Origin of the sequence: Erwinia sp. V90_4 (assembly GCF_029967685.1) — a bacterium.
Taxonomy (GTDB): domain Bacteria; phylum Pseudomonadota; class Gammaproteobacteria; order Enterobacterales; family Enterobacteriaceae; genus Erwinia; species Erwinia aphidicola.
Genome location: NZ_JASCAQ010000057.1, coordinates 1 through 20,667, shown reverse-complemented (window position 1 = coordinate 20,667; position 20,667 = coordinate 1). Strand labels below are relative to the sequence as shown.

The following is a 20,667-nucleotide window of genomic DNA, read 5'->3' as shown; positions in this document are numbered from 1 at the left end:
TTCAAATTAATCGTCCTCTGAGGTAACGGCAGAAAGTGGAGAGAATGAAGAACGTTTTTTGCCTGACATAACGGCAGGATCCGGTTCCCCCAGGCGCTCTATGGCAGCCAGACCCCGCGCCGTTTTATGGCGGATATCCTCGTATGTCACCGGCACGGTCCGGTAGTTCTGAATCAACCCGTAGACTACACGTATCGCTTTACTCCCTTTTTCGAGGAAATCATCGCGCTGTGAACGGGAGATCAGACCGTAATGGAATGCCCGGAAGGCTTTCAGCGCCAGCTGATCGTAATGCACTAACAGCCAGACACAGCGATAACCAAGGGGGGAACGGCTGAATACATCAAGGTTCAGCGGCTCGGAAGATGTAACTTCAGATATGGTGATACCTGCCGGAATGGCGGCTGTAATGGTTTCTATCTTTTTGACTTGCTCTTCCACCTTCTGAGTCGCCAGCTTAATGGCCTCTTCAAGTTTGACCAGCAACTCATCACCATAGGGGTTGCCGGCCGCTGCATCACGCCCGGCGAACCCCGCCCGCGAAATCGCTTCCGGCATCCCCAGAATTTTGGGGCGTTTTTCCGCCTTTGATTTCTCATCTGATCGATTGCGCCCTTCCCAGAGCCTGATTGCATAATGCGAATGCAGCTCGACAGTCAGCGTGGATACTAATCCGCCAGATCGCCGGGACGCTGTTTGAGGGGTTGTCTGTTCGGCCATAGCTGTCTCCTGATTGGCAAAGGCTTTCGTAAGTTAAGTGGCGATCCTCATTCCTGAGAGGACCGTAAACAATTCGAAATCAGATATTCGAAAAGTAAAATTTGTTCGCTGCCTATGACGCTTAATTAATGACCACTGTTGCACCGTGCAACGCTGCTCTTTTTTTAACCACCGTTGCACCGTGCAACACCGCTCACTTTTTAACCTCTACTACACCGTGCAATACTGCTCGCTCTTGTGAGTCCGCTGGCTACCTAATCATTTCTCTGAGATCCAACAGACATTCGAAGACTCTGAACGATTTCTCTTACGCGCTCTTCACTGCACGTCTGCCGGCTATCAGGGCGGGAAGGCTTAAAAGGGCGTAGTTCAGGGCGCGGTGACGAGCTCATGTGATCAGGTACTTTTCGTACGTTTTCTGCAGGATAAAGCTCCCCCTGTCGGGCCTTTTTAAGCACCGTCAGCAACCAGCCAAGCGGGTTTTGCAGGCTGCCTTCACGCTGTGCACGAATAACATTCGACAGCACCGAGGCAGAACGCTCGGGCGACAGCGCCTGCAGCTGGCGATTAACCATGTCGCGGTCTGCTGGTTTCAGCAGTGAGGCGAAGTCATCTGGCAGGCAAACCGAACCGGTTACGTATGTTTTATCTGTATTATTAGTAAAACTACGTACGTAACTGTTCGGATTCCGAACCCGGTTGCCATTCCCGCTACTCTCACTGTGTTCGGAATCCGAACCGGGCTGCAGATCATGCTTTTTTAAGCTGAGTTCGGAATCCGAACCCGGCGAGCGGCCTGTCTGCCCGGGTGCGGCACGGCGGATCGATTCTTCAGGACTTTGGGCTGAGCCCAGACGGGCCTCAATCATCTGGAGATGACTGCGATGATGGAGCATTGTGGGATCAAGCCGGATTTCACTGATGATTATCTTTGCCGTGGCGCTGACGGTCCGGTTACTGCTCAGACAGGCTTCAGCCACCGTTTTAAGCCAGTGTGGGTCGAACATTTCTGCATCAGCAAATGACAATGGCTCATCATGCTGCGCATAAATATTTCCTCTTACCCTTCCCTTTTCATCCCTGACGCGTTTGCAGAGGCTGAGCCAGCCCGTGATGCGTAACATCAGAAGTATCCGGCTGATGGTCTCTTTTGATGCCCTGCCTTTACCCGGCGTTGCCAGCTGCAGCTGCAATTCTTCATAGGAGGGAAAAACGGTACCGTCATTGCTCAAAGCGTGTAAGCGGATAATTATCCAGCCCATTTTATCAAGCGGGGAGAGACGTTGATCGAGAAGCAGCCGGCGCGGCATAGAATCGTGTATGTTACCCGTGAACAACAGACCGCCACGGACATAGCTGTTCTGTTCTTCCGGTAAACGTGCCGTCAGCCGATCAGTTAATTTTGTGACTGCCTGATGGATAAGGCTGTCATCTGGTAATGTCATTCTTCACCTTCTGAATACAAAAAAATGCTGAGCAATGTGCCGCTAAAGGCTCATCGCTCAGCATTCTGACTACGCTTCAGTTGCGCATAGCCGTGTTATAGCGCTCATGGTTCATCATCTCCCAGGTACGCCCTTCATCACGGCTGAGCAGTCGCCAGAACGGGCCGAGATCAATCTTGTAATAGCCCGTGCGGTTTTCATTCAGGCGCTTATAGTTACGCTCTCCGTGCCAGAATCGTTGAACCGCGCTGACCGCTTTTTTAGACAGTGACGCCGGAACAGTCGTCGGGGCTTTCAGGCCCGGTATGATCTCTTTAAATCGCATCCTGCCCCCATCTGATTACAGTGAACGCACTCCGCCGGTTAAAACTCATGCTCTTCTCCGCGTGGCCGCTGTCAGATTTTCACTCTCCCACTTGAGAACAGTGTTCCAGACTGCAGTGAGAGAAATATCCATTTGTTCTGCGGCAAGCAGCATCAAATCCAGCCCCTCATCCGTTTCGCTTCGAAGTGCTTTATTGTCATTTGCCGCCCAGATTTCCCACAGCTCCGTACTTTGTTCATCGCTAAGAACGGTTCCACGACCTGCACGAACTTTTATGCCGGCTATCCTGCGACGCGCCGCAACGTCATTACTCATCAGCCCGAAAAAATGCTCCATGAGCTTGATGGAACCACCCAGAGCAAGTGCGCGATCAATACGTTGCTTACGCGTTTGTTCTTCCCTAGCTTGCGTCATCAGTCGGGCCAGATTGTCCTGGTTTATCTGGAACGAAAGGACAGAAACCTCGCTATTGATGATGTAATGAATATCTTCAATGGTCATATCTTTCAGCGTGGCAATCTCTTCAGACGTTAGTCCCATTTTGTCACAGCGCCGTATAAACCCATTTTTGAGTTCCATGACTAAGTCAAGCAGGAAGCCATTAGCAGCCCGGGAGAGGTTCGTGTTCATCAGTTACCCTTCATTTGCAGGAACAATGGAAGCAGCACTTTTGCGCTGCAGTTCTCGGAGACGACGAAGGATCCTGATTAGCCGAAACACCGTCAGGGTTTGCTCGTCATCAAAAACAGGTTTGGCTGATTCAGATGACCCGATCAGCAATTCAGAAGTGAGGTTCGCAGCATCCTGATAACTCGTATCGTCTGTCAGTGAAGCGAGAAATAAGGCTACAAGAGGAGCATCATTAACAGGCACTGAAAGCCGATAACCAGACTGTGATGCGTTTTCGCTGGCAGGTGTTAACGAATTACCACAGTCATGAGCACTGGCAATATCCCAGCTCAGACGCCAGGCCAAACTTTGCAAATGCTCAATGTCATCCTGAAGGGCACTAACGTGCCAGAGCGAATGGATTTCTGGTTGAGCAACAGCTGGCAAATAATCATCTGGGCCTTGTAAAGCATGCGATTCATCTTCTTTTACTAAAGAAGATGAATCCTTAGGTTGCTCCTTTACGGTAGGTTGCTCTACGCCAGAAGTATCATCCTCAAGCAGGGTTGAATCGCCTGGAGTCAATTCATCAGACAGCTGACTGAGTTCAGCTACATCGTCATTTGCAACCGTTGTGGAATTGGCCGGTAAACCAGAAGAAACAGCAAAAGTAATGTCTTCAGCAGGTTCTGCTTTTACTTTGTCGGCACCACGTAGCTCAAGCAACCAGCCATCATAGTCAAGGTCATCGCAAGGAAACGCATCTGTAAGGTCGCCAATAAGTTCATCAGTGAACATTTCAATTGACCATAGTTCAGGATCATCAAATTTACGGCAGCACTCGCCAAATACATTTGTGAAATCGGCTTCTGTACAAATATTCTTTTCAAACCGGTACTTATCCCAAACTTTTTCAGCTCCATGACGGAGTTTGAGCAATTTTCTAAGCTCACGACCACCAAAGCCGGATGCGAGCAATACAGGCATCCAGGGATAGATATTTGTCACCACATCTTCCATTCGGCTAACACTGGAGAAATGTACGGGCAGGCCGCTGTTAGTTAGTTCAACGGCAAGATTACGCAAAGAAATTTTTTTCCCACGTTCTTCTTCGAGCAATAACCGCGCTTCACTTACAGAGAGAGCTTTATCGATGAAAGTTAACTGTCCATGAGTTTCATTTTCAGCGAGGTGCCCCGCGAGACACTGGAAGCGTCCAGGCCACGGCTTTTCAATGCAGGTCATTTTGAAAAAACGTGGATCTCCAGTCTCATCCCAAAGTTCACGCATGATGGTGTAACGCGTGTTACCGCCATCGCTAAAGGTCCACTTACCATCGGGAAGACGGGGATCGCGCGTCACTAAAGGCACAGAATTAAGACCGCGCGCGCGAATAGATGCTTTGAGATCATCAAACAAAGGATTACGGCTTTTGCGCGGATTATCTGGATTCACACAAAGTTCATCCAGAGTAAAATCCCTGGCCTGATTGCTACTATTAACAAACGAGTTTTCTACCAGTTGAAGTTTACTCATTGACCAGCACTCCTAAAATCGTAACCAAAGTCATACCCGCCTTCAGGATATTCACTGAAGAGAGTAAACCTGCTGTCAAACTGGGTTTTGATGGTGCCGGTAGGGCCTTGACGCTGTTTACCGATGATGATTTCAGCCTGACCGGGATGCGCCGTATCAGCGTGGTAGACTTCATCGCGGTAAATAAATGCAATCAGGTCAGCATCCTGCTCAAGAGCGCCTGAATCACGCAGATCACCATTATTGGGACGTTTGTCCGCACGCTGTTCTACCTGTCGATTGAGCTGCGACAGAGCCAAGATGGGACAGTCAAGCTCTTTGCCAAGCGCCTTAAGCGAACGGGAAATTTCGGCGATTTCCTGCGTGCGGTTTTCCATATCCGGGCATCGCATAAGCTGTAAATAATCGACCATGATTAAGGCAGGCTTGCCGTACTTACGAACATAGCGACGCGCACGGGTACGTAGCGTCGCCGGCGTCTGGAAGCTGTTGTCGTCGATAATAAGTCGGTCGCGCCACGCTGCTATTTCTGTTGCGCCCTGGCTGATGCGGCCCCAATCTTCATCGCTCAGGTTGCCACTACGAAGTTTGGTCAGATCAACACGGCTGCGCATCGATAGCATGCGCATAGTTAGCTGATCAGTTGGCATTTCAATACTAAAAATAAAGACAGCGTCTTGAGGCTTACTTTCTATTGCACCGATGCACCAACTAACAGCCAGAGCGGTTTTACCCATAGAGGGACGTGCTGCGAGGATAATCAGATCACCTGGTTGCAAGCCACATGTCATGAAGTCCAATTCAGCCATGCCTGTTGATGTTCCAGTGATACCGTTTTCAGTTGCAGTAGCTACTTCAAGCTTGCTGAGCACTTGATCAAGGGCAACCATAATTTCTGATTCGCACTCGTTTGCGCTTGTGCCTTGCTCATGAAGCCGGAAGAGCGCATTTTCAGCTTGATCTGCGACCGTTTGCGAACTGAGCCGATTGGTTTGGATATCAGCTACAAGGCTGTTGCCGATAACCAGCAGAGTACGCAAACGGCTCTTTTCAACGATGACATCCGCATAACCAAGAATGTTTGCAGCTGAAGGCGTGTTCTTGCTCAATTCCGCTAAGTAAGCAAAGCCGCCACTTTGCTCAAGCGCACCGTCACGCTCCAACTTCTCGCTAAGGGTTATCAGGTCGATAGGCTGGGATAACAAAGACAAGCTGCTCATCGCCTTAAATATATGACGATGGGCAGCGACAAAGAAATCTTGTGCTGTCAGTAGGATGTTTATTTCATCCCAACGGTCATTATCCAGCATCAACGCACCCAGAACACATTGTTCGGCTTGCGTTGAATGAGGTACAGCTAACTGAGTGCTGGGCTGATTAGGCATGAGTCTATCCCTCCACAGAACATGTGGATTTGCTGAGCTATGGATAATGGATGTGTTACGTAATTGCAGACCTAGCAGTTAGTTCAGTTACGTATTGATCTAAATAAGTGTCGATAAGACCTTGAACGATTTTCGAAGCGCTTATAACTCGACCTGATGAATGAGTAAGCTTTACTGCACACCCTTCCAGATTGTTACGTCTTACTGGACCTATATAAATGATGGGAGCCGGGGCTCGTGATTGATTATGTGAGGGCATATCATCTCCAGGATAAGTTTTACTTAGGACTTTCCTTAACCCAAATGACGGGAAAGGAATATCAAATTGCTAAAACGGAGCGGAACCCTGATTGCTCAAAAACCCTCTCAGATGGCTTCTGGATGGGTTATGCCCTCACTTCTCACTTAAAAAGCGTCAAGAAAAGGTCATTTTATGATAATGTTTAACACTAAATTTGTTAACTGTTTACATATTACCACTACTAATGCCTTTTATGCAATTTTTTCCCATTAATCAGGAATTATTCCCGAAACCTATGCAATTTTTTCCTTTAAAATCATTGCAATAATTTCCGTTAAGGAATGCGAATGTTAGACACGATTGAGAAGAGACTTAAGTGTTGCAGGGCTGCGACGGGTACAACGCCACAGGAAGTTGTGAGCTACATACAGCAAAAAAATATGGACCTGTCCTACACCACTTACACACGCTGGGAATCTGACGGTTCAGTTCCTGCTCGTAGAATGGATGTGATTCATATAATTGCTGAGTTTTTCACCGAGAATGGTCTGCAGGTAAATGGTCAGTGGATCATGACGGGTGAAGGGTTCCCGCCCCAGTTCACAGAATATGCGAAGCTCGACGAAGACACGCTTTTCATCCTTGCAAGCCGCCAACTACCAGATGTTGAACTGGTTCAGATAGGCGGCATGTATGGTGAACCATATGTAAGTTTCGGAGAGTTCTGTATTGTATCTACAGTCACAAATATCGACCCTAATAATAATAAATTGTGTTATGTAAAAAGTGAAAGTGGGTTACATATTGGTGTACTGAAAGTAATGGATGAAAAATCAATCATTCTGGAAGGTAACCAAAGCATAACACTGATGAAAAATGATATTTATGAATGCCGGAGAGTTAAATGGATTCAAAAGAAGTGAAGTTAAAATTTCATCAGTGCAGCAATGAAGTAATAAATTTCCTCGATAAACTTGAGCGTACTACATACATTTCTACATTACTGGTCGTTAATAACAACATTTCAGCCCACCAAAGCAACGGCTACGCTGAATGGGATAACAAATTTTATTACGAAGGTAAGTATAAAGACAGCCTGTTAATAAAGATGGGAATTGAGCTTACAAAAATAAGCAAAGGTGACGTCAGCACTGTCATCTGGGATGACGCCTTACGCAATGAAAAAAATAACTTCATTGATACGCAAAGGAAAGAACATAATATATATCATGGCATTAGCTTCATATATGGTATAGAGAATGATATGAGCATGGCGCTTAATATCTGCACCGGAGCTGATACCTCGCAAAAAGAATTTGAAAATCTGATACTGCCAATGCGCTTTGCACTACTGAACTACTTTAAGGACTTATAATGTTTACCAAAACCTATTCCGTGGATGAAAAGCACGTTGATTTTCAAGGCGTTGTGGATGGACTATATTATCCCTTCTACATGGAGTGGACGCGTCACGCCTTTATGAAAGAGGAACTGGGACTGGATCTGGAACAGGAGTTCGCTGAAGGGCGCCTTCACATGATCCTTGAATACACGCTGCGCTTTAAAAAGAGCCTGCAGAAAGGGGATGAAATGCAGGTAACATGCGCCCTTCAGGCAAACGAGAAGCGCAGCCGTGTCAATTTCGTCCAGCAAATACTGGTTAACGATGTTGTGTATGCAGAAGCGGTATTCACCGCTACGTGTATCGCTAACGGCAGACCTGGTATCCCTGATGTAGTGAAAAATGCTATTCCTGTCTGAGTTTTCTGAGGGAACCCTGCCGGGTTCCCCTGTCAATTTTCAATCAGTATATATCGACTGTCTTTAACCTTATCCTTTCCTGCTTGATAAAATAAAGAGAGCCGAACTAAATATCCACTCCGCTTCTGATATTTACCTTCCAGACCTTCAGACTCATATATTCTCACCCTAAAAAAACGCTTATCGTTACGCATATGCAATACGCCATTCTTTTCAAATGACGCCTGAACAGCCCTACGATCGTTATCAATGCCTGCTGCCTCAATGAATTTAAAAGGTGCTCCCGGCAGGGAAATAAACATAAATCCACTCACTGCATGAAGCAGACTGTCGCTCTCATTCACGCTGAGAGATTTATTATTAACTGACTCTCTGAGCCACAATAAAAACTGCTCACCAAGATTACCTGCATTACTGCTTTCAGGTGCAGCGAGAATAACGGGGTGTTCACACGCCACTTTTTCGTTGTCGGTTTGATCCAGCACTGAATCAATCACAGGCGATATTTCCTGCGGCCTAGCATCGGGAATAAGTTCCGGGCTTTCATCCGGAACTGCAATCATCTGTTCATTCATATCCTGTACAGGCAAACACTCATCTGCTGTAGCCGTAACTGCTCTCTCCGCCTGTTCATCCTCGTTGGTGTCCGCCGGTTCAGCTGCTGCAAACATGCTGAGAAGGACGGTCGTATCATCATCATCCGCTTTTTCAGCCACTGGCTGCTCAGTTACTGCGCCGCAGTTTTCTGAAAGTGCCGAGGGCAAAGATCCGGTTTCATCATCCGCACTTAACGAAGGTTCTGCGTTCACTGGTGCGAGACCGGAGGCCAGATCCTCAGCACTTTCCGACCGGGTATCGGCGAGTGCAGAGGCGGCACTGATGATATCGCCCGGGGATATCGTTACCGGTATCCCCGGATCCGGCACCAGCTCCGCAGCGGCTATTGCAGGTAAGCCCGTCTGCGCATAACCGGCGGGTGAACCGCTCATTCCTCGCGCTTTGTCGAGAATTTCTTTGATGAGCGGCATAGCTGCCGCATCCCCGCCGGCCAGAGAAGCCATCACCCGCATGGCCTGGCGATCGCCACAGAGCCAGGTGACTCCGTCATCAGGCAACAGCCTGGCGGCCATTATTGCCGCCGTACCGGCATCAGCTACATTGCTTATCCGAAATCGATAGGGCGCACCCGGCGATGACAGACCGGGGATCCAGCATTGCCCGTCCAGTAATTCACCTTCAATCCTGCTCAGTTGTGGCAGATGCGCGGTAAGCGCTGACCAGAAAACAATCGCATTCCAGAGCGTGTTTTTAGCGGCCTGTTCCTCGGGTGACGCGCCGGGAGGAAACATATGGCCTTTTGCCAGCCTAACGCTGCAGGCGGTAAATTTCAGGGTGAGATCTATGTATCCGCCCTCTTTACTCCATTCACCTTCCGCGCTGGCCGGCACGTTCTGTACGCTCTCAACGAGTTTTTGAAGCGGTGCTAGGTAAAGCCGGTTATAAATCTCCTCAGGCAAAGACGTGTTATCCCAGATTTGCCTGAGAAGGAGCTTACGATGCGGGGAAGAAAGAAGCTCTACGGCTGAATTTGGCGCGAAATATCCCGGCGGAACCTTACCGCCAGCCTGCGCTGATTTAGCCGCGTTTTGCCCCCCGGATATCATGGTTATGAGCTTACTGAACATTCTGGCTCCCTGATAATTCAGCTTCATTGCTGATATTAAGCGCAGCCTTTGCGCTTTCTGAGTCCTTTCCGTCCGGCGTTTCAGAGTCTCCACTTAGTGCATCGAGGCAGCCGGTCACAATACAGACCAGCTCATTCGGCACCAGAATTTTGCGCGCGCGCGTCACCGATACGTACAGAAGATTCAACTCATCTTCTTTTTCGCGCGGGTTTAAAAGGGGATCGGTAATATCAACAAAATCGTCGTTCATTTTGACCACGTTCCACTCAAGCCCTTTACTGCGGTGCGCCGTGACGACCGTCACATCAGCATCGCTTTCGCGCGTCACCGCCTGCTTTTTTAACACGGCCAGTAGCATTGGCAGCGGAAAGAACATGTCCAGAAGCCGAACTCCCTGCCCCATTTCCGGATCCTTTGTTGCTTTGGCAGTAGACCGGTATGCTTCAAAATCGCTGAAGTCTCGCGTCAGCTGCGGCGACTGGATGCGATCCGGCATATCGACCGAAAGCCAGTACAAATCTTCCAGTTCACCAATGCGATATCCCTCCATGCCGCCCACCCAGTACACCTTTTTACCCGTCAGGCTCTCCATCAGGGCTGAGCCAATCACGCCCGCTACCGTTCGGCTGATAACGCAGCAGTGCGCGGTTCCGGCGGGCAGTTCAGGTACAACCTGGTCCTCACCGCCAAGGCCGCAGATCCGGCGGGTTTCCCCCGCCTCGGCAAGCAGGGTATTCGCAACGTCTGCGACCGCCGGCCCAAACCGGAAGCTGTTCGTCAGCCACAGCCTGTCTGCAGTCTCCAGCTGTAGAGAAACGAGAGCGTTTTCCGCCCCCCTGAAGCGATATATCTGCTGATAACGATCGCCGACAAGGATGATGCGACAGGGCTGGCTAAGAACAAACTGACTGGTCACCGGATTCGCATCCTGCGCCTCATCGAACAGGATTACGTCCCATTGCTTGTTCAGCTCCGGAACGGACAGCTGATAAAGTTTAAGATAGGTGTCATGCGTTACCGGAAAATGTGAGTCCATACGGGTCATTTCGTGCCATATGACCTGTGCAGCACCGAGTATTTTGCACGCGTCCAGTCCGCTCCGTTCGCTCTCATCGGGCAGATGCAGAAATGAGATTTCTTCGTCGGCGCTGTACAGAAAGGTATTGAGCGTGTTCAGCGCAGTCCGAGCCAGCAGCCAGTGACGGGTGTTGAGCAGCCGCGCAATATCCGTTACGCGCAGAGACGTGGTTAGCCGCGCCTGAAAGTGCCGCCCGAACGCCGGCCATGCCAGTTGATGAAACGTTCTGCACTCGACGTTAAAAGGAAAACGACGCTCGGACTCCTCCCTGATCGCGCGATTGTAAGCGAGATAAAGCATCCGCTCCGTGGGGTTTGCCAGCGCGTAGGCTTCAAGCGTGGACGTTTTGCCCGTACCGGCAAACGCCGTAACGACAAGTTTTGTGCCTTTCCAGGCGATGATCTGTGCCTGCTCCTGCGTGGGTTGCATTTATTCAGTACCTCCGTCAGCGTCATGCCATGAACCATGCCCTGCCGGGGAGGCGGTATCCACCGCAAACTCTATACTGACCAGCAAAAAAAAACGCCTCCGGAGAGGCGTTATGGTCAGGCTGCGCGTTGCTCTGCGCGGCCGAGTTTTACTGCCCACCTGGCGGTGTAGTGCAGCGGGGTGTAAAGCGTGCGACGCCGTTCAAGCGTCAGCGCATTTCCGGTCACAACCTCTGCCGCAATGCCGCAGAGCGAGAGCTGTATATAGGACATACTGGCGGCCAGCGGATCAACGTCCGTCACCGACACCCACAGCTGTTCTGAGACCGTGTAACCGCGCTGAGCAAACTCTTCAGCGAAGGCGATGACCATACAACCTGCACCGCTCGCCGGTTCCTGCAGGGTAATGAAGTCTTTTCCCTGCATCAGCGCATCGATGCCGGAAAGCTGCACTGATGCCATCATTCGCGATACGTCCCACGGCGTAAAAAACTGGCCGCGATACTTATCTCCCAGCTCAAGCTCCATAAAAACGCTGCCGAGAAAATCACAACGTTCCTGATCGAGCGCCATCACGACGTGACCCAGTAACTCAGCCATCCGGGTGACGTCTTCCTTCTCGTAGCCGGCAATTATGCTCAGATACTGCTTTTCCAGCTCTGCATCGTGCGCAACACCGTTGTGCAGCGCAATAGCAGCGCAGCTGACGAAGTCCTCAAACACTTTGTGCCGGTGATGATAACGGGCCGTGATGTTGAAAATCTTCAGGAATGCGCTGCGATGGTTGATAAAAGTCATGCGTGTTCTCCATAAAAAAAGGGGAACACGCCCCTGAGGAGGTGTTCCCCTCAGGGTGTGAGGCAAGCCCTACGGCCCGCCTTTTTTGGTTAGCAGCTGTACGTGGTGAATCCTTCCGCCTCCGGAGCCCCTGATTCAAAAATCAGGATTTCCACGGCATCCGAACGCATCAGTGAAGCGATCACGCGGCGGGCTTCTTTCGATAACCCGGCTTCTTTCAGCCGCAGAACCGGCGCGGTACACGCGGTTAACCGCAGAAGATAGCCCCCACCGATATAGTGGACCCACTCACCGTCACCGACTTCACGGGTCGTGATTTCATCCAGCAGCGCATTGTCTTCTGCGCTGAGGTGAGCCGTCGAAATAACGCGGCAGCGAAGGTACTCACTGTTGCCGCTCATACCTGTGCCGCCTGATGAACGGATGTTGCACCTTCTGATTCATAAGGTTCAACTACCGGCACCAGATGCAGCCCGGGCCTGCCGTCGTCCAGCTCGTCAATAATCACCTCAGCACTGCAGACGTGCTCGCCCCGATCGTAACAGTCATAACCATCAAGATCGTGAATCGGCTCGCTGTACCAGTGCCGAATTTCACAGTCAAAGGTCGATGACAGTGCCGCGATGACCTCTGCTGCCGGCGGGAACCAGGCGGAATCAAACGCAAGTTTTATGCTGCTGACGCCATCACGTTCCCAGCTGACATTGTGACCTGCCGGCCACTCCATACCGTACTGCCGGCAATAGAGGCTGCAGGACGTAGACGCCCCGGACAGGAGTCCGCCACTTCCGTTCAGTTCGGCAGCCAGCCGGCTCGGGATTATCTGCAGCATATCGCAGGGTTGCGCCCTGTCAGGCAGCTGACTCAGTCGTTCCCAGCACTGGCCCGGATCGATTTCCCGGGAAAGCGTGGCAATACCAAACCAGTCTGCATAGCGTTCCTCAATGAGTCGCGCGATATGTCTGCGTGAAACGTCCGGAATACTGTCCCAGCGGATCGCGTCGATACCCGACTGATGGTAAAGCCGCTCAATTTTGCGCAGATGCTCCCCGTCAAGCGGTACGTCATTGCGCAGTAAACCGAGCCACTGCTCAAACGCCAGGTTGGCTGGCGTGCCCTGTCCCGTTCCGCTCTGCATTAACTCGGGAAACGGCGGAAAAGACTCCGTTTTAACCGGGCGTAGCAGGCCGCCATACCCCGCCAGAAACAGCTTTATGCTGCGCATGACGGCGTGACGGTAAAGCGGTACAGCTTCACCGCTGATCCACTCTTCCATAATGCTGATGAGCGCGGATTTTCCGGTGATTTCTAAACGGTTATGGCACCAGTCTGACATGGTAGATTCCTCTTTTTTCAAAAAAAGAGGGCACTGTCCCGTGAGGAACAATGCCCTCACGGGACGGCAACGTGTTTACTTAACGATGCCGGGTTGGTGTGTTATGCAGCTTCAGCCGCACTTTTATCTAACTGCAGTAAGAATTCTGACGCTTCTCTTGCGTGCCGGCAGGCACGGAAAAGCGCTTTTTTGTCCGACTTCAGTACCTCAAGCCATGAATTTATATAGCTGTCGTGCTGGACATCGCCAAACACACCGAGCTGGGCGCAGAGAAACGCGCTGCCCATCTCCGCTATCAGCTCCTCAAACGCATAAACCGGATCGCCGAACTTTTTCGACGGTTTGGTTATGCCTTCGCGGTTCAGTCGTGACTCATGGCCGGTGGCGTGCACAACTTCATGCAGCAGCGTGCTGAAATAGTCGGCGTGGGTAAAAAATTGTTCAGCCTTCGGCATCAGTATGGAATCAGTGTGTCTGGCGTAACAGGCCCGGTTCTGTAATCTGAACTCAACCTTAACGCCCGCCATATGCACAATCTCACATATCCGTTTTTCCGTCGGCCAGTCGATCGTAGCGGGGTATTCAGCTACGGGAGGCTCATGCGGTACAGCCGCAACACTATCCGGTAAACCGTCACACTGCTCTACGTTAAACAGGAAGTTAGGCTTTATCATGGCCCGCGATTCCATCAGTGGCTTACCGTCGGAATCAAACAACTTGTTTCCGCTGGCGTCCTCAGCCTGCTTTTCAAAAGGTCTGAAGATAATTGCCTCTGATGACGTTTCACCTTTGCGAACCTGACCGCCCAGCTCCTGCGCCTGACGATACGTTACCCAGCGATCGGTGCTGTATCCTTTTTCCTCTGCGGCCAGCCATAACAGCAGCACGTTTACGCCGCTGTAAGGCTTACCGGTTAAGGCATTAACCGGTAACGGACCCGCTGCGGCGTAGCGGCCAGCAGTGCGCCACGGTTTTTTCCATGGCGCCACGCCGTTCTCAAGTGCCTCAACGATACGGTCAGTGACCTTCTGGTACAGATCGACACCCTCAGTTTTCTTCGTGCGACGGGTTTTGGTTGGTTTAGTCATGGGATGCTCCTTAAATGAAAAAAAGGGCGCATCCCTCCCCTGACGGGCGAGAAATACGCCCGTCAGGGAAAGTGGTTAACGCACCGGAGAAATAATCTTTCCGTCGGTGGTTATGCTGTTCAGCCGCAACCGGAGTTGCCACCTTGAATGATAGAAAGCGTGGCGGTCATGCCGCTTACTGTCAGTAAACATTGCTTCTTCAAGCATTAAAGCTGCCGAACCGAACCACCGGGCCCGCTCTTCGTCGCAGCTGCAGTCACAAAAATCCGAAGTCCTCATCCGGTCGATCCGCTCACGGTACAGCGCGAGTTTACGCTGACTGAGCCAGCTGATGGTTTTGCGCTTCAGCTGATAGGGTGAACGGACAGACAGAACAACCACCCTGTCTACCGGCGTTATGGGACTGAAAAAGGCCGGGTCATCGACAGTGAGATCGTATGTCTCTGAGATATGACCAAACTTCAGTTCTACCTGCACGCCCGGGTGGGTACTCCCACCGCTGTATTCAAGCGCATAAATTCGCGCCTTGCGGTAGAAAAGCTGACCGGGCGATCCGTTCCTGAACTCCAGGAACAAACCTTCCTGCGAACTGATAACAAGCCTGACTGACATAGCATGATGGTAAGTTTCATGAAACAGCTGCGCGAGCGCGTCACTGCTGAAAGTAAACATAGGATCACCTGCTGTAATAGCGGGATCTGTCTCCTTCCGGAGAGCAAATCCCGGAAGGATGGGTATACAGGTCAGCTGTTGTGCTGCTGAGCAAGCCAGAACTCAATGCCTGATATGGCTTCCCACTCTTCAGTGGTGACCTGCTTGCCGGGACCGGAGGTTTTTACCAGCAGCAGGTGTTCAATTGCGCCGGGTATAACAAACGATGCCGGTATTTTTTCAGGTGCTTTGGTAAACATATCCATATTCCATGCCAGCCATCGCTGCGCGAAATGCCAGTTTTGCGGACAGGAACTGGTTATGTGATAGCTGTCGGGACATAGGTTATGCAGAAGAACCAGCACGATACGCACGAATAAATCCTGTTTGCATCGCTGGCTCTCCACTTTACGGTATGGCCGAAAATTATCCGAAAGCGTCTGCCTGAGATAGAACGGATTGAGGCAGTAGCCTTCGCCGTCCTTATGGTTGAATGTGACCGAACCATCTTCGTCAAAAAGTTCTGACGCGCGGTTCATGTCAAAACCCAGCTGCTTATAAGGCCGGAGTTGAGCGGGAAGAAGCCAGAAAGCTTCTTTGACTGCGTCGGTAAATCTGAACCACTGTTCATCATTTATGGACGCTCCCTGCTCAAACTGGTAAACGCCCGGAAGGACCAGAGGATCAGTTGGTGTATGTGTCATGATAAATCTCCATTAAAAAGGGGATTTACCGCCCACAGGGAGGTAAATCCCTGTTGGGCTAAGTTAGTCTATCCGGAGAGTTAATCCCGGAAGGATGGTTCATAAAGGTAATGTCAGCGTTTGCCGGTTTTCAGTTCTTCGAGCGTGAACTCAAGTTCTGAAATCAGTCCCCAGTCAGCCGTCGTAAACGGACGATCACCCCCGGAAACGCTTCTGATGAGCAATTCATCAGCTGCGCCGGTAATGAAACCTTCCGTGCTAAAAGGCTGAGGAGCATTACTGTCAGCAATCAGTTGGTGCCGTATTGCCCAGCGAACAGGAAGCGCCCAGCTGACGCCGCCGACTGATGACGTTATCTCAAAGCAGTCTGAGCAATGGTGATACAGCATCAGTAGCGCTATCCGCGTGAAGAAGTCGATGGGCTGACCTTCAGTTTCAATACGCAAATCAGGGCTCATATCCAGAGTAAACATCACGCTTTTGGATATGTGATTTCCTTCGTCTTTTCCACCGAATTCAAAAGCCCCGGGGTGAGTAAACATCATGGATGCGCGTTCCAAACGTGTACCGTTAGTTGGCGAGCACGGACGGAGATGTACCGGTAACAGCCAGAATGCTTCTGTGACTGCCAGGGTGAAACTGTGCCACTGGCTCGGGGATATCGATCCGCTCTGCTTCACGGTGTAGGTAACGTGTTGGGGCGGTACGGAGATTGGTGTCATGATAAATCCTCAAAAAAAGGGGATTTATCCTCCTGATGGGGAATAAATCCCCACAGGGTTAAGTCAGATTAGAAAGATTTTAATCGGCCAATTGCCAGATCTCCCTCCATCACTGATATGCATAACGCAGTGTTGCCATCTGATTCGCCAGCTTCAGTGCAAAACGGCGAGCCTGACGGTAAGAGCGGAATACCTCATCCGGCTTTTTCAGAGAACCAAACCGGTGATTACCGTAAAACGTGCCGGAACGTGTAAGTATGCCGGCCGTCCATTTTCCTGAAGGTAACTGATGAACCTGAACCTTAAAGCTGAGTGAGCCAGTCCGGTTCGTTATCCAGTCTTCTTTTCTTTTACCGGCCGTGACGCGATCTCGCAGGGATGACGCTGCTGCGGAGGCTGCTGAAAAGATGCCTTTTAGGGAAAAGGAGGTTGGTAATAAAAGGGTATACATGGTGTTTCTCCTGTTGAGCGGGAAACACCTGCCCTGTCGGGAAGATGTTTCCCGATGGGCATTCGCATAGCGAATGTATGGTTCAGACGACTGCGCTGTTACTTCTGAGCGGTGAACACTCTGAAGGTCGCAGCATCAGACGCGGCATGCTGAGCGGCTTTCGCTGCAGCTTTATGTGTAAAATGCTCACCGTGCCGGCTAAAAATGAATTCATCACCAGGCTGGCCTTCAATCAACGTTCTAGCCATAACAATGGCGTGATAACGTTGATCGTCAAACCAGACGCGTGAACGGAATTCATAATGACCGGAAGGTGAAGCAAGCCACGATGTTCCCCTGAGTGCAGCCTTAAGGTCAGGACATTCAGATGCAACGCGGGTTGCAACGGAAAGGACTAGATCGAATGGCGTACGCAACTCATTCAGAAACGAGCGGGTTATGGACATAGTTTCTCCAGAAAACAGAGAAACATTTGCCCTGTCGGGAATGTTTCCCCGAAGGACGAAGGCCGGAGCCGGATGGTTGAATGTACCTTCATCGCCAGGCAGTAGGAGCCGTGATTGACGATATCTGCTTCCAAAGGCGAGCAGATGTACCACACTGATGTGTTCTCCCTTTCAGGCTACAGGAGTGTTATTTGCAGCTACCCGAAGGCGGTCATCTCAAGCTACAGACCATTGGTGGTTGTCCGAAGACAACGTAAGAAGCGTTTTAATAATAGCGTCTGCTTAAGGCAAATTACAAGAGCCCTTTATTCATCTGGCTCATCTGTCCGGTTATAAACCCGGGCAACGTAAGCACCACGTCCATCTCCGTGTCCAAGATCCATTGATACAAGCGCCTCAGCTTCTTTACGACTCATGCCATTCTCAAGATGATGGTTTACAGCATCCTGTGAATAAGCGTATCTGAGACTATGCGGCGCATGAATTCCGGTCATTCCACTTTCACGTAATACGTTATGATAACGATCAAGCGCCTGATGAAGCGTTGGCTTATCAATTAACTTACCGTTATTCTTTTCTATGTACTGAATAGCTTCATTTAACAGCTTACCAACCTTGGCTTTCTCAAAAACGGTGGCATCACGTGGACGCCCACCTTTAGAGCCAAACACAACGCGTACATTATCATTTCCGGCTTCAAGACTTTTCCGCCAGGTTTTTAATGACTTTGCAGACTGAACCGTTTCCTCCGCACGTAAACCAATATATCTGGCGAGCTGCACACCTAAGGCAATCCCCTTGTCTTTCTCTGAGACCGTCAAGACAATTTCTTTAAGACGTTCATCAGAAATGGCAACTTTAGTGCCTTCGCGGCTGGCTCCAGAAATATTTAACGCCTGATTACTCAATTTTTCATGCGCTGGGTTAGCCAGAACGTTACGCCCACCTTGAGAAAGGATTGAACGTAATGCGGCCATTTCATTTTGCAGTGTCCGGGACGAAATATTTTCATCCTGACGACTACGAATATAGTTTTCGATATGTTTGGTTTTAATATGGCTTACGTCCCGAATCTGAATATTAAGGGTTGCCAGTCGCTCCGAAAAGCGACTGGCAATCTTTGAACGATCAGAAACCGTTTTAAAACTTCCTCCGCCCTGACGTGCGAGCGTGACGAGCTGCTTACCTAATTTTCCGGACATTGCTTTTCTCCATCAGAACCCACAGCTGTATGACTCTGAATCTGTACATCTCTTCCCCGATGACACGGTTGCTTTTGCGCTTCCTGCGTCTCGACTGGTATCTGTGCATCGGGGCGGCGAAATGTTGAGTTCTTGCGAGGCTCCCCAGGTCTCTGACCTGTTTGCGGCTTGCGCCGTGCTGACGTTAGTCAGTCTGCCTCCGTACACCAGTTTCCTGATGTCGCCATCGATACCGAGTCGATCATTCTCCTTCTAGTAAAACGCCCTTAACGAGTTGTTCGTTAACGTCGCGTCATGGTTGATAAATAGCCAGCTGAGCATCTGAAAACACGTAATACGTGCACGTCAGATTGTACCGGCATGCTGAAAACCGCACTGTACGTGGGTTTGGTCGTTATGCGCTGCGCGCGTCACTTTGTTCTCGTTTCACTCGAACCAAAGTGACGCCGCGCAGCTTCATGCTCCTAATGCGTCTTCCGCAAGCGCCCAAATGTTCCAAATGGGCTTATGCGTCATAGCAAAAGTCGTATGCAGCTCAGGGCGTATCCCTGAAAATTCTCATAACGTAGGTGAATTAAGGCCTCTTTATGGACGCCTTTTAGCTTGCCAGGCGTAGGTGAAAGCCCAGGCTTTGAAGTGACTAATGTACCTTCATCGTCGCGTCGTAGGTGCGCGTTTTCTGACGATATCTGCTTCCAAAGGCGGGCAGATGTACCACACTTTTCGTGTTCTCCCTTTCAGGCTACAGGAGTGTTTTTGCAACTACCCGAAGGCGATCCTCTCAAGCTGCTGGACCATTGGTGGTCGTCAATGACGACTTACTTCACTTATGAGCTTAGCAATTTATTGAGGAACATGTCAAAATGATTTCATAATGATATCTTTAGCCTAACAATATAAATTCATAAAGGTAAAACAATGGGATTTGACCTTGCTCAATTAAACGATATGAAGACATGGCTGGCACCTTTAGTTACTTTAACTATAGGAATAAGTGGATTTATAATAACTACTCGCGCTCGAAAAAAGCGTTTCTCTAACGAGAGAATATCTACCCTCAAGGATATACAATCGCTCCCAGCATCTATTTCTGATGAAAAAAATATAAAGGAAGCTGTAAGCAATGAAATGCGCCTTGCTGTATTACATGATTTAACAGGAATAAAGAAAAAAAAAGAAGCAGAAACTTTCCTTCAGATAGTTTCATCTACAAACCTAGAGACAGAACAACTAACTTTGATCAAGAAGTCTTTATTGGCAATATCATTAGCAAAGGATGAAAAAAAAGAAGTTATTAACGAAAATGAAGATGCCAATCCAACAGATCAGACAGCGGTCAATCATAGAAACACTGACATAATAGTAAATACAGAACTACTGAAATACTCGTCTTACCTTAAATGTACTTTAATCATATCACTGCTTGTAGCAATAGTATTCATGCTCTACACTCTTATAGAAAATCTTAAAGGCATTGACTATTTATCTGCTTTTTTATCTTCAATATTAGGTATTGTGGCAACTATTCTATTGGCTTATATAGATACATGTTGGGTCTGGCCTTGGCAGGTTGATAAAGTTAATGAGCTTGCTAAAATCATAAACGACTCAATATATAATAAAATATCCAAAGAATTAGAAAAAATTGATTCCTATATTACTTAAATTTATATCTTACTTACCTGCAAAGATCACCTTACAAGCCATAATCTGGCATTTAAACATGCCAGCTATATTTAGTAGGCGTGGCAACTTTTAACATGAGAAATAGCCATATTTATCTCATAGGGAAGCAGCGCAGCGCGCATTAATATCCGAATAAAAAAACAACCATACATTTAGGATCGCCGGGCACCGCAGCGGGTTCGCCGGTGCCCCATGTGGGAAACAGCCCTACTTTGCAGGCAGTCGGGCGCTGCAGCGGACGCACCGGCGCCAGGTGTGGGAAACAGCCCTACATTCCGGCCCGCCAGGCATCGCAGCGGGCGTGCTGGCACCCGATGTGGGAAACAGCCCTACATTCCGGCCCGCCAGGCATCGCAGCGGGCGTGCTGGC

22 protein-coding genes are annotated in these 20,667 nt (G+C 49.7%); 4 read left to right on the top strand and 18 right to left on the bottom strand.

What is annotated here, in order from left to right; all coding sequences use genetic code 11:
• Positions 1-6: 6 nt before the first annotated feature.
• The 6 genes from QLG07_RS16645 to dnaB-PI form a co-directional block, all read right to left on the bottom strand.
• A complete protein-coding gene (locus QLG07_RS16645) occupies positions 7-720 on the bottom strand; it encodes a PFL_4669 family integrating conjugative element protein (protein ID WP_135778145.1) in 714 nt (237 codons plus the stop codon).
• A 254-nt stretch (positions 721-974) separates the two neighbouring features.
• Entirely contained in the window at positions 975-2,165 is a 1,191-nt protein-coding gene (locus tag QLG07_RS16640; protein ID WP_282469723.1) for an STY4528 family pathogenicity island replication protein, read from the bottom strand.
• A 76-nt stretch (positions 2,166-2,241) separates the two neighbouring features.
• Positions 2,242-2,490, bottom strand: coding sequence for a hypothetical protein (locus QLG07_RS16635; protein ID WP_049852763.1), 249 nt, complete (start codon positions 2,488-2,490; stop codon positions 2,242-2,244).
• A 45-nt stretch (positions 2,491-2,535) separates the two neighbouring features.
• On the bottom strand, positions 2,536-3,120 hold the full coding sequence (locus tag QLG07_RS16630) for a DUF2857 domain-containing protein (protein WP_101826812.1): 585 nt from the start codon (positions 3,118-3,120) through the stop codon (positions 2,536-2,538).
• A 3-nt stretch (positions 3,121-3,123) separates the two neighbouring features.
• Positions 3,124-4,635 (bottom strand): ParB family protein, encoded by a 1,512-nt coding sequence (locus tag QLG07_RS16625; RefSeq protein ID WP_167429566.1) that lies wholly within the window; start codon positions 4,633-4,635, stop codon positions 3,124-3,126.
• Entirely contained in the window at positions 4,632-6,020 is a 1,389-nt protein-coding gene (gene dnaB-PI / locus QLG07_RS16620; RefSeq protein WP_282469722.1) for an SPI-7-type island replicative DNA helicase, read from the bottom strand. The genes QLG07_RS16625 and dnaB-PI overlap by 4 nt, the downstream gene beginning before the upstream one ends.
• 588 nt (positions 6,021-6,608) lie before the next feature.
• On the opposite strand from dnaB-PI, the gene QLG07_RS16615 reads away from it, so the two are divergent.
• The 3 genes from QLG07_RS16615 to QLG07_RS16605 are packed head-to-tail and all read left to right on the top strand — an operon-like array spanning position 6,609 to position 8,022.
• Entirely contained in the window at positions 6,609-7,184 is a 576-nt protein-coding gene (locus QLG07_RS16615) for a hypothetical protein (RefSeq protein WP_167429564.1), read from the top strand.
• Positions 7,166-7,636, top strand: coding sequence for a hypothetical protein (locus tag QLG07_RS16610; RefSeq protein WP_135778140.1), 471 nt, complete (start codon positions 7,166-7,168; stop codon positions 7,634-7,636). The genes QLG07_RS16615 and QLG07_RS16610 overlap by 19 nt, the downstream gene beginning before the upstream one ends.
• On the top strand, positions 7,636-8,022 hold the full coding sequence (locus QLG07_RS16605; RefSeq protein WP_167429562.1) for an acyl-CoA thioesterase: 387 nt from the start codon (positions 7,636-7,638) through the stop codon (positions 8,020-8,022). The genes QLG07_RS16610 and QLG07_RS16605 overlap by 1 nt, the downstream gene beginning before the upstream one ends.
• A 32-nt stretch (positions 8,023-8,054) precedes the next feature.
• On the opposite strand, the gene QLG07_RS16600 is transcribed toward QLG07_RS16605, so the two are convergent.
• The 12 genes from QLG07_RS16600 to QLG07_RS16545 form a co-directional block, all read right to left on the bottom strand.
• On the bottom strand, positions 8,055-9,707 hold the full coding sequence (locus QLG07_RS16600; protein WP_167429561.1) for a TraI domain-containing protein: 1,653 nt from the start codon (positions 9,705-9,707) through the stop codon (positions 8,055-8,057).
• Positions 9,697-11,214 (bottom strand): UvrD-helicase domain-containing protein, encoded by a 1,518-nt coding sequence (locus QLG07_RS16595; RefSeq protein ID WP_282469721.1) that lies wholly within the window; start codon positions 11,212-11,214, stop codon positions 9,697-9,699. The genes QLG07_RS16600 and QLG07_RS16595 overlap by 11 nt, the downstream gene beginning before the upstream one ends.
• A gap of 116 nt (positions 11,215-11,330) precedes the next feature.
• Complete coding sequence (locus QLG07_RS16590) at positions 11,331-12,011, bottom strand: N-6 DNA methylase (protein ID WP_167429559.1); 681 nt, start codon at positions 12,009-12,011, stop codon at positions 11,331-11,333.
• An 89-nt stretch (positions 12,012-12,100) separates the two neighbouring features.
• Positions 12,101-12,412 (bottom strand): DUF5983 family protein, encoded by a 312-nt coding sequence (locus QLG07_RS16585; RefSeq protein WP_167429558.1) that lies wholly within the window; start codon positions 12,410-12,412, stop codon positions 12,101-12,103.
• Positions 12,409-13,347, bottom strand: coding sequence for a DUF1281 domain-containing protein (locus QLG07_RS16580; RefSeq protein ID WP_282469720.1), 939 nt, complete (start codon positions 13,345-13,347; stop codon positions 12,409-12,411). Before QLG07_RS16580 ends, QLG07_RS16585 begins: the two co-directional genes overlap by 4 nt.
• Before the next feature lie 101 nt (positions 13,348-13,448).
• Positions 13,449-14,435: a zincin-like metallopeptidase domain-containing protein gene (locus QLG07_RS16575; protein ID WP_167429556.1), complete on the bottom strand. Its 987-nt coding sequence runs from the start codon at positions 14,433-14,435 to the stop codon at positions 13,449-13,451.
• A 75-nt stretch (positions 14,436-14,510) separates the two neighbouring features.
• Positions 14,511-15,107, bottom strand: coding sequence for a hypothetical protein (locus QLG07_RS16570; protein ID WP_167429555.1), 597 nt, complete (start codon positions 15,105-15,107; stop codon positions 14,511-14,513).
• Positions 15,108-15,178: 71 nt separating this feature from the next.
• Positions 15,179-15,790: a hypothetical protein gene (locus tag QLG07_RS16565; protein ID WP_167429554.1), complete on the bottom strand. Its 612-nt coding sequence runs from the start codon at positions 15,788-15,790 to the stop codon at positions 15,179-15,181.
• A 113-nt stretch (positions 15,791-15,903) separates the two neighbouring features.
• On the bottom strand, positions 15,904-16,512 hold the full coding sequence (locus tag QLG07_RS16560; protein WP_167429553.1) for a hypothetical protein: 609 nt from the start codon (positions 16,510-16,512) through the stop codon (positions 15,904-15,906).
• A 109-nt stretch (positions 16,513-16,621) separates the two neighbouring features.
• Positions 16,622-16,963 carry a hypothetical protein gene (locus QLG07_RS16555; protein WP_167429552.1) on the bottom strand — a complete coding sequence of 114 codons (342 nt, stop codon included), beginning with the start codon at positions 16,961-16,963 and terminating at the stop codon, positions 16,622-16,624.
• 98 nt (positions 16,964-17,061) lie between these two features.
• Positions 17,062-17,409: a hypothetical protein gene (locus QLG07_RS16550; protein WP_135778128.1), complete on the bottom strand. Its 348-nt coding sequence runs from the start codon at positions 17,407-17,409 to the stop codon at positions 17,062-17,064.
• A 305-nt stretch (positions 17,410-17,714) separates the two neighbouring features.
• Complete coding sequence (locus QLG07_RS16545) at positions 17,715-18,611, bottom strand: integrase domain-containing protein (RefSeq protein WP_167429551.1); 897 nt, start codon at positions 18,609-18,611, stop codon at positions 17,715-17,717.
• A gap of 918 nt (positions 18,612-19,529) precedes the next feature.
• Between QLG07_RS16545 and QLG07_RS16540 the strand changes: the two genes are divergently transcribed.
• Positions 19,530-20,276 carry a hypothetical protein gene (locus tag QLG07_RS16540; RefSeq protein WP_282469719.1) on the top strand — a complete coding sequence of 249 codons (747 nt, stop codon included), beginning with the start codon at positions 19,530-19,532 and terminating at the stop codon, positions 20,274-20,276.
• Positions 20,277-20,667 lie beyond the last annotated feature (391 nt).

Excerpts from the sequence above, each read along its gene's own strand:
- QLG07_RS16645 (WP_135778145.1), bottom strand. The coding sequence starts at position 720 with ATGGCCGAACAGACAACCCCTCAAACAGCGTCCCGGCGATCTGGCGGA.
- QLG07_RS16640 (WP_282469723.1), bottom strand. The coding sequence starts at position 2,165 with ATGACATTACCAGATGACAGCCTTATCCATCAGGCAGTCACAAAATTA.
- QLG07_RS16635 (WP_049852763.1), bottom strand. The coding sequence starts at position 2,490 with ATGCGATTTAAAGAGATCATACCGGGCCTGAAAGCCCCGACGACTGTT.
- QLG07_RS16630 (WP_101826812.1), bottom strand. The coding sequence starts at position 3,120 with ATGAACACGAACCTCTCCCGGGCTGCTAATGGCTTCCTGCTTGACTTA.
- QLG07_RS16625 (WP_167429566.1), bottom strand. The coding sequence starts at position 4,635 with ATGAGTAAACTTCAACTGGTAGAAAACTCGTTTGTTAATAGTAGCAAT.
- dnaB-PI (WP_282469722.1), bottom strand. The coding sequence starts at position 6,020 with ATGCCTAATCAGCCCAGCACTCAGTTAGCTGTACCTCATTCAACGCAA.
- QLG07_RS16615 (WP_167429564.1), top strand. The coding sequence starts at position 6,609 with ATGTTAGACACGATTGAGAAGAGACTTAAGTGTTGCAGGGCTGCGACG.
- QLG07_RS16610 (WP_135778140.1), top strand. The coding sequence starts at position 7,166 with ATGGATTCAAAAGAAGTGAAGTTAAAATTTCATCAGTGCAGCAATGAA.
- QLG07_RS16605 (WP_167429562.1), top strand. The coding sequence starts at position 7,636 with ATGTTTACCAAAACCTATTCCGTGGATGAAAAGCACGTTGATTTTCAA.
- QLG07_RS16600 (WP_167429561.1), bottom strand. The coding sequence starts at position 9,707 with ATGTTCAGTAAGCTCATAACCATGATATCCGGGGGGCAAAACGCGGCT.
- QLG07_RS16595 (WP_282469721.1), bottom strand. The coding sequence starts at position 11,214 with ATGCAACCCACGCAGGAGCAGGCACAGATCATCGCCTGGAAAGGCACA.
- QLG07_RS16590 (WP_167429559.1), bottom strand. The coding sequence starts at position 12,011 with ATGACTTTTATCAACCATCGCAGCGCATTCCTGAAGATTTTCAACATC.
- QLG07_RS16585 (WP_167429558.1), bottom strand. The coding sequence starts at position 12,412 with ATGAGCGGCAACAGTGAGTACCTTCGCTGCCGCGTTATTTCGACGGCT.
- QLG07_RS16580 (WP_282469720.1), bottom strand. The coding sequence starts at position 13,347 with ATGTCAGACTGGTGCCATAACCGTTTAGAAATCACCGGAAAATCCGCG.
- QLG07_RS16575 (WP_167429556.1), bottom strand. The coding sequence starts at position 14,435 with ATGACTAAACCAACCAAAACCCGTCGCACGAAGAAAACTGAGGGTGTC.
- QLG07_RS16570 (WP_167429555.1), bottom strand. The coding sequence starts at position 15,107 with ATGTTTACTTTCAGCAGTGACGCGCTCGCGCAGCTGTTTCATGAAACT.
- QLG07_RS16565 (WP_167429554.1), bottom strand. The coding sequence starts at position 15,790 with ATGACACATACACCAACTGATCCTCTGGTCCTTCCGGGCGTTTACCAG.
- QLG07_RS16560 (WP_167429553.1), bottom strand. The coding sequence starts at position 16,512 with ATGACACCAATCTCCGTACCGCCCCAACACGTTACCTACACCGTGAAG.
- QLG07_RS16555 (WP_167429552.1), bottom strand. The coding sequence starts at position 16,963 with ATGTATACCCTTTTATTACCAACCTCCTTTTCCCTAAAAGGCATCTTT.
- QLG07_RS16550 (WP_135778128.1), bottom strand. The coding sequence starts at position 17,409 with ATGTCCATAACCCGCTCGTTTCTGAATGAGTTGCGTACGCCATTCGAT.
- QLG07_RS16545 (WP_167429551.1), bottom strand. The coding sequence starts at position 18,611 with ATGTCCGGAAAATTAGGTAAGCAGCTCGTCACGCTCGCACGTCAGGGC.
- QLG07_RS16540 (WP_282469719.1), top strand. The coding sequence starts at position 19,530 with ATGGGATTTGACCTTGCTCAATTAAACGATATGAAGACATGGCTGGCA.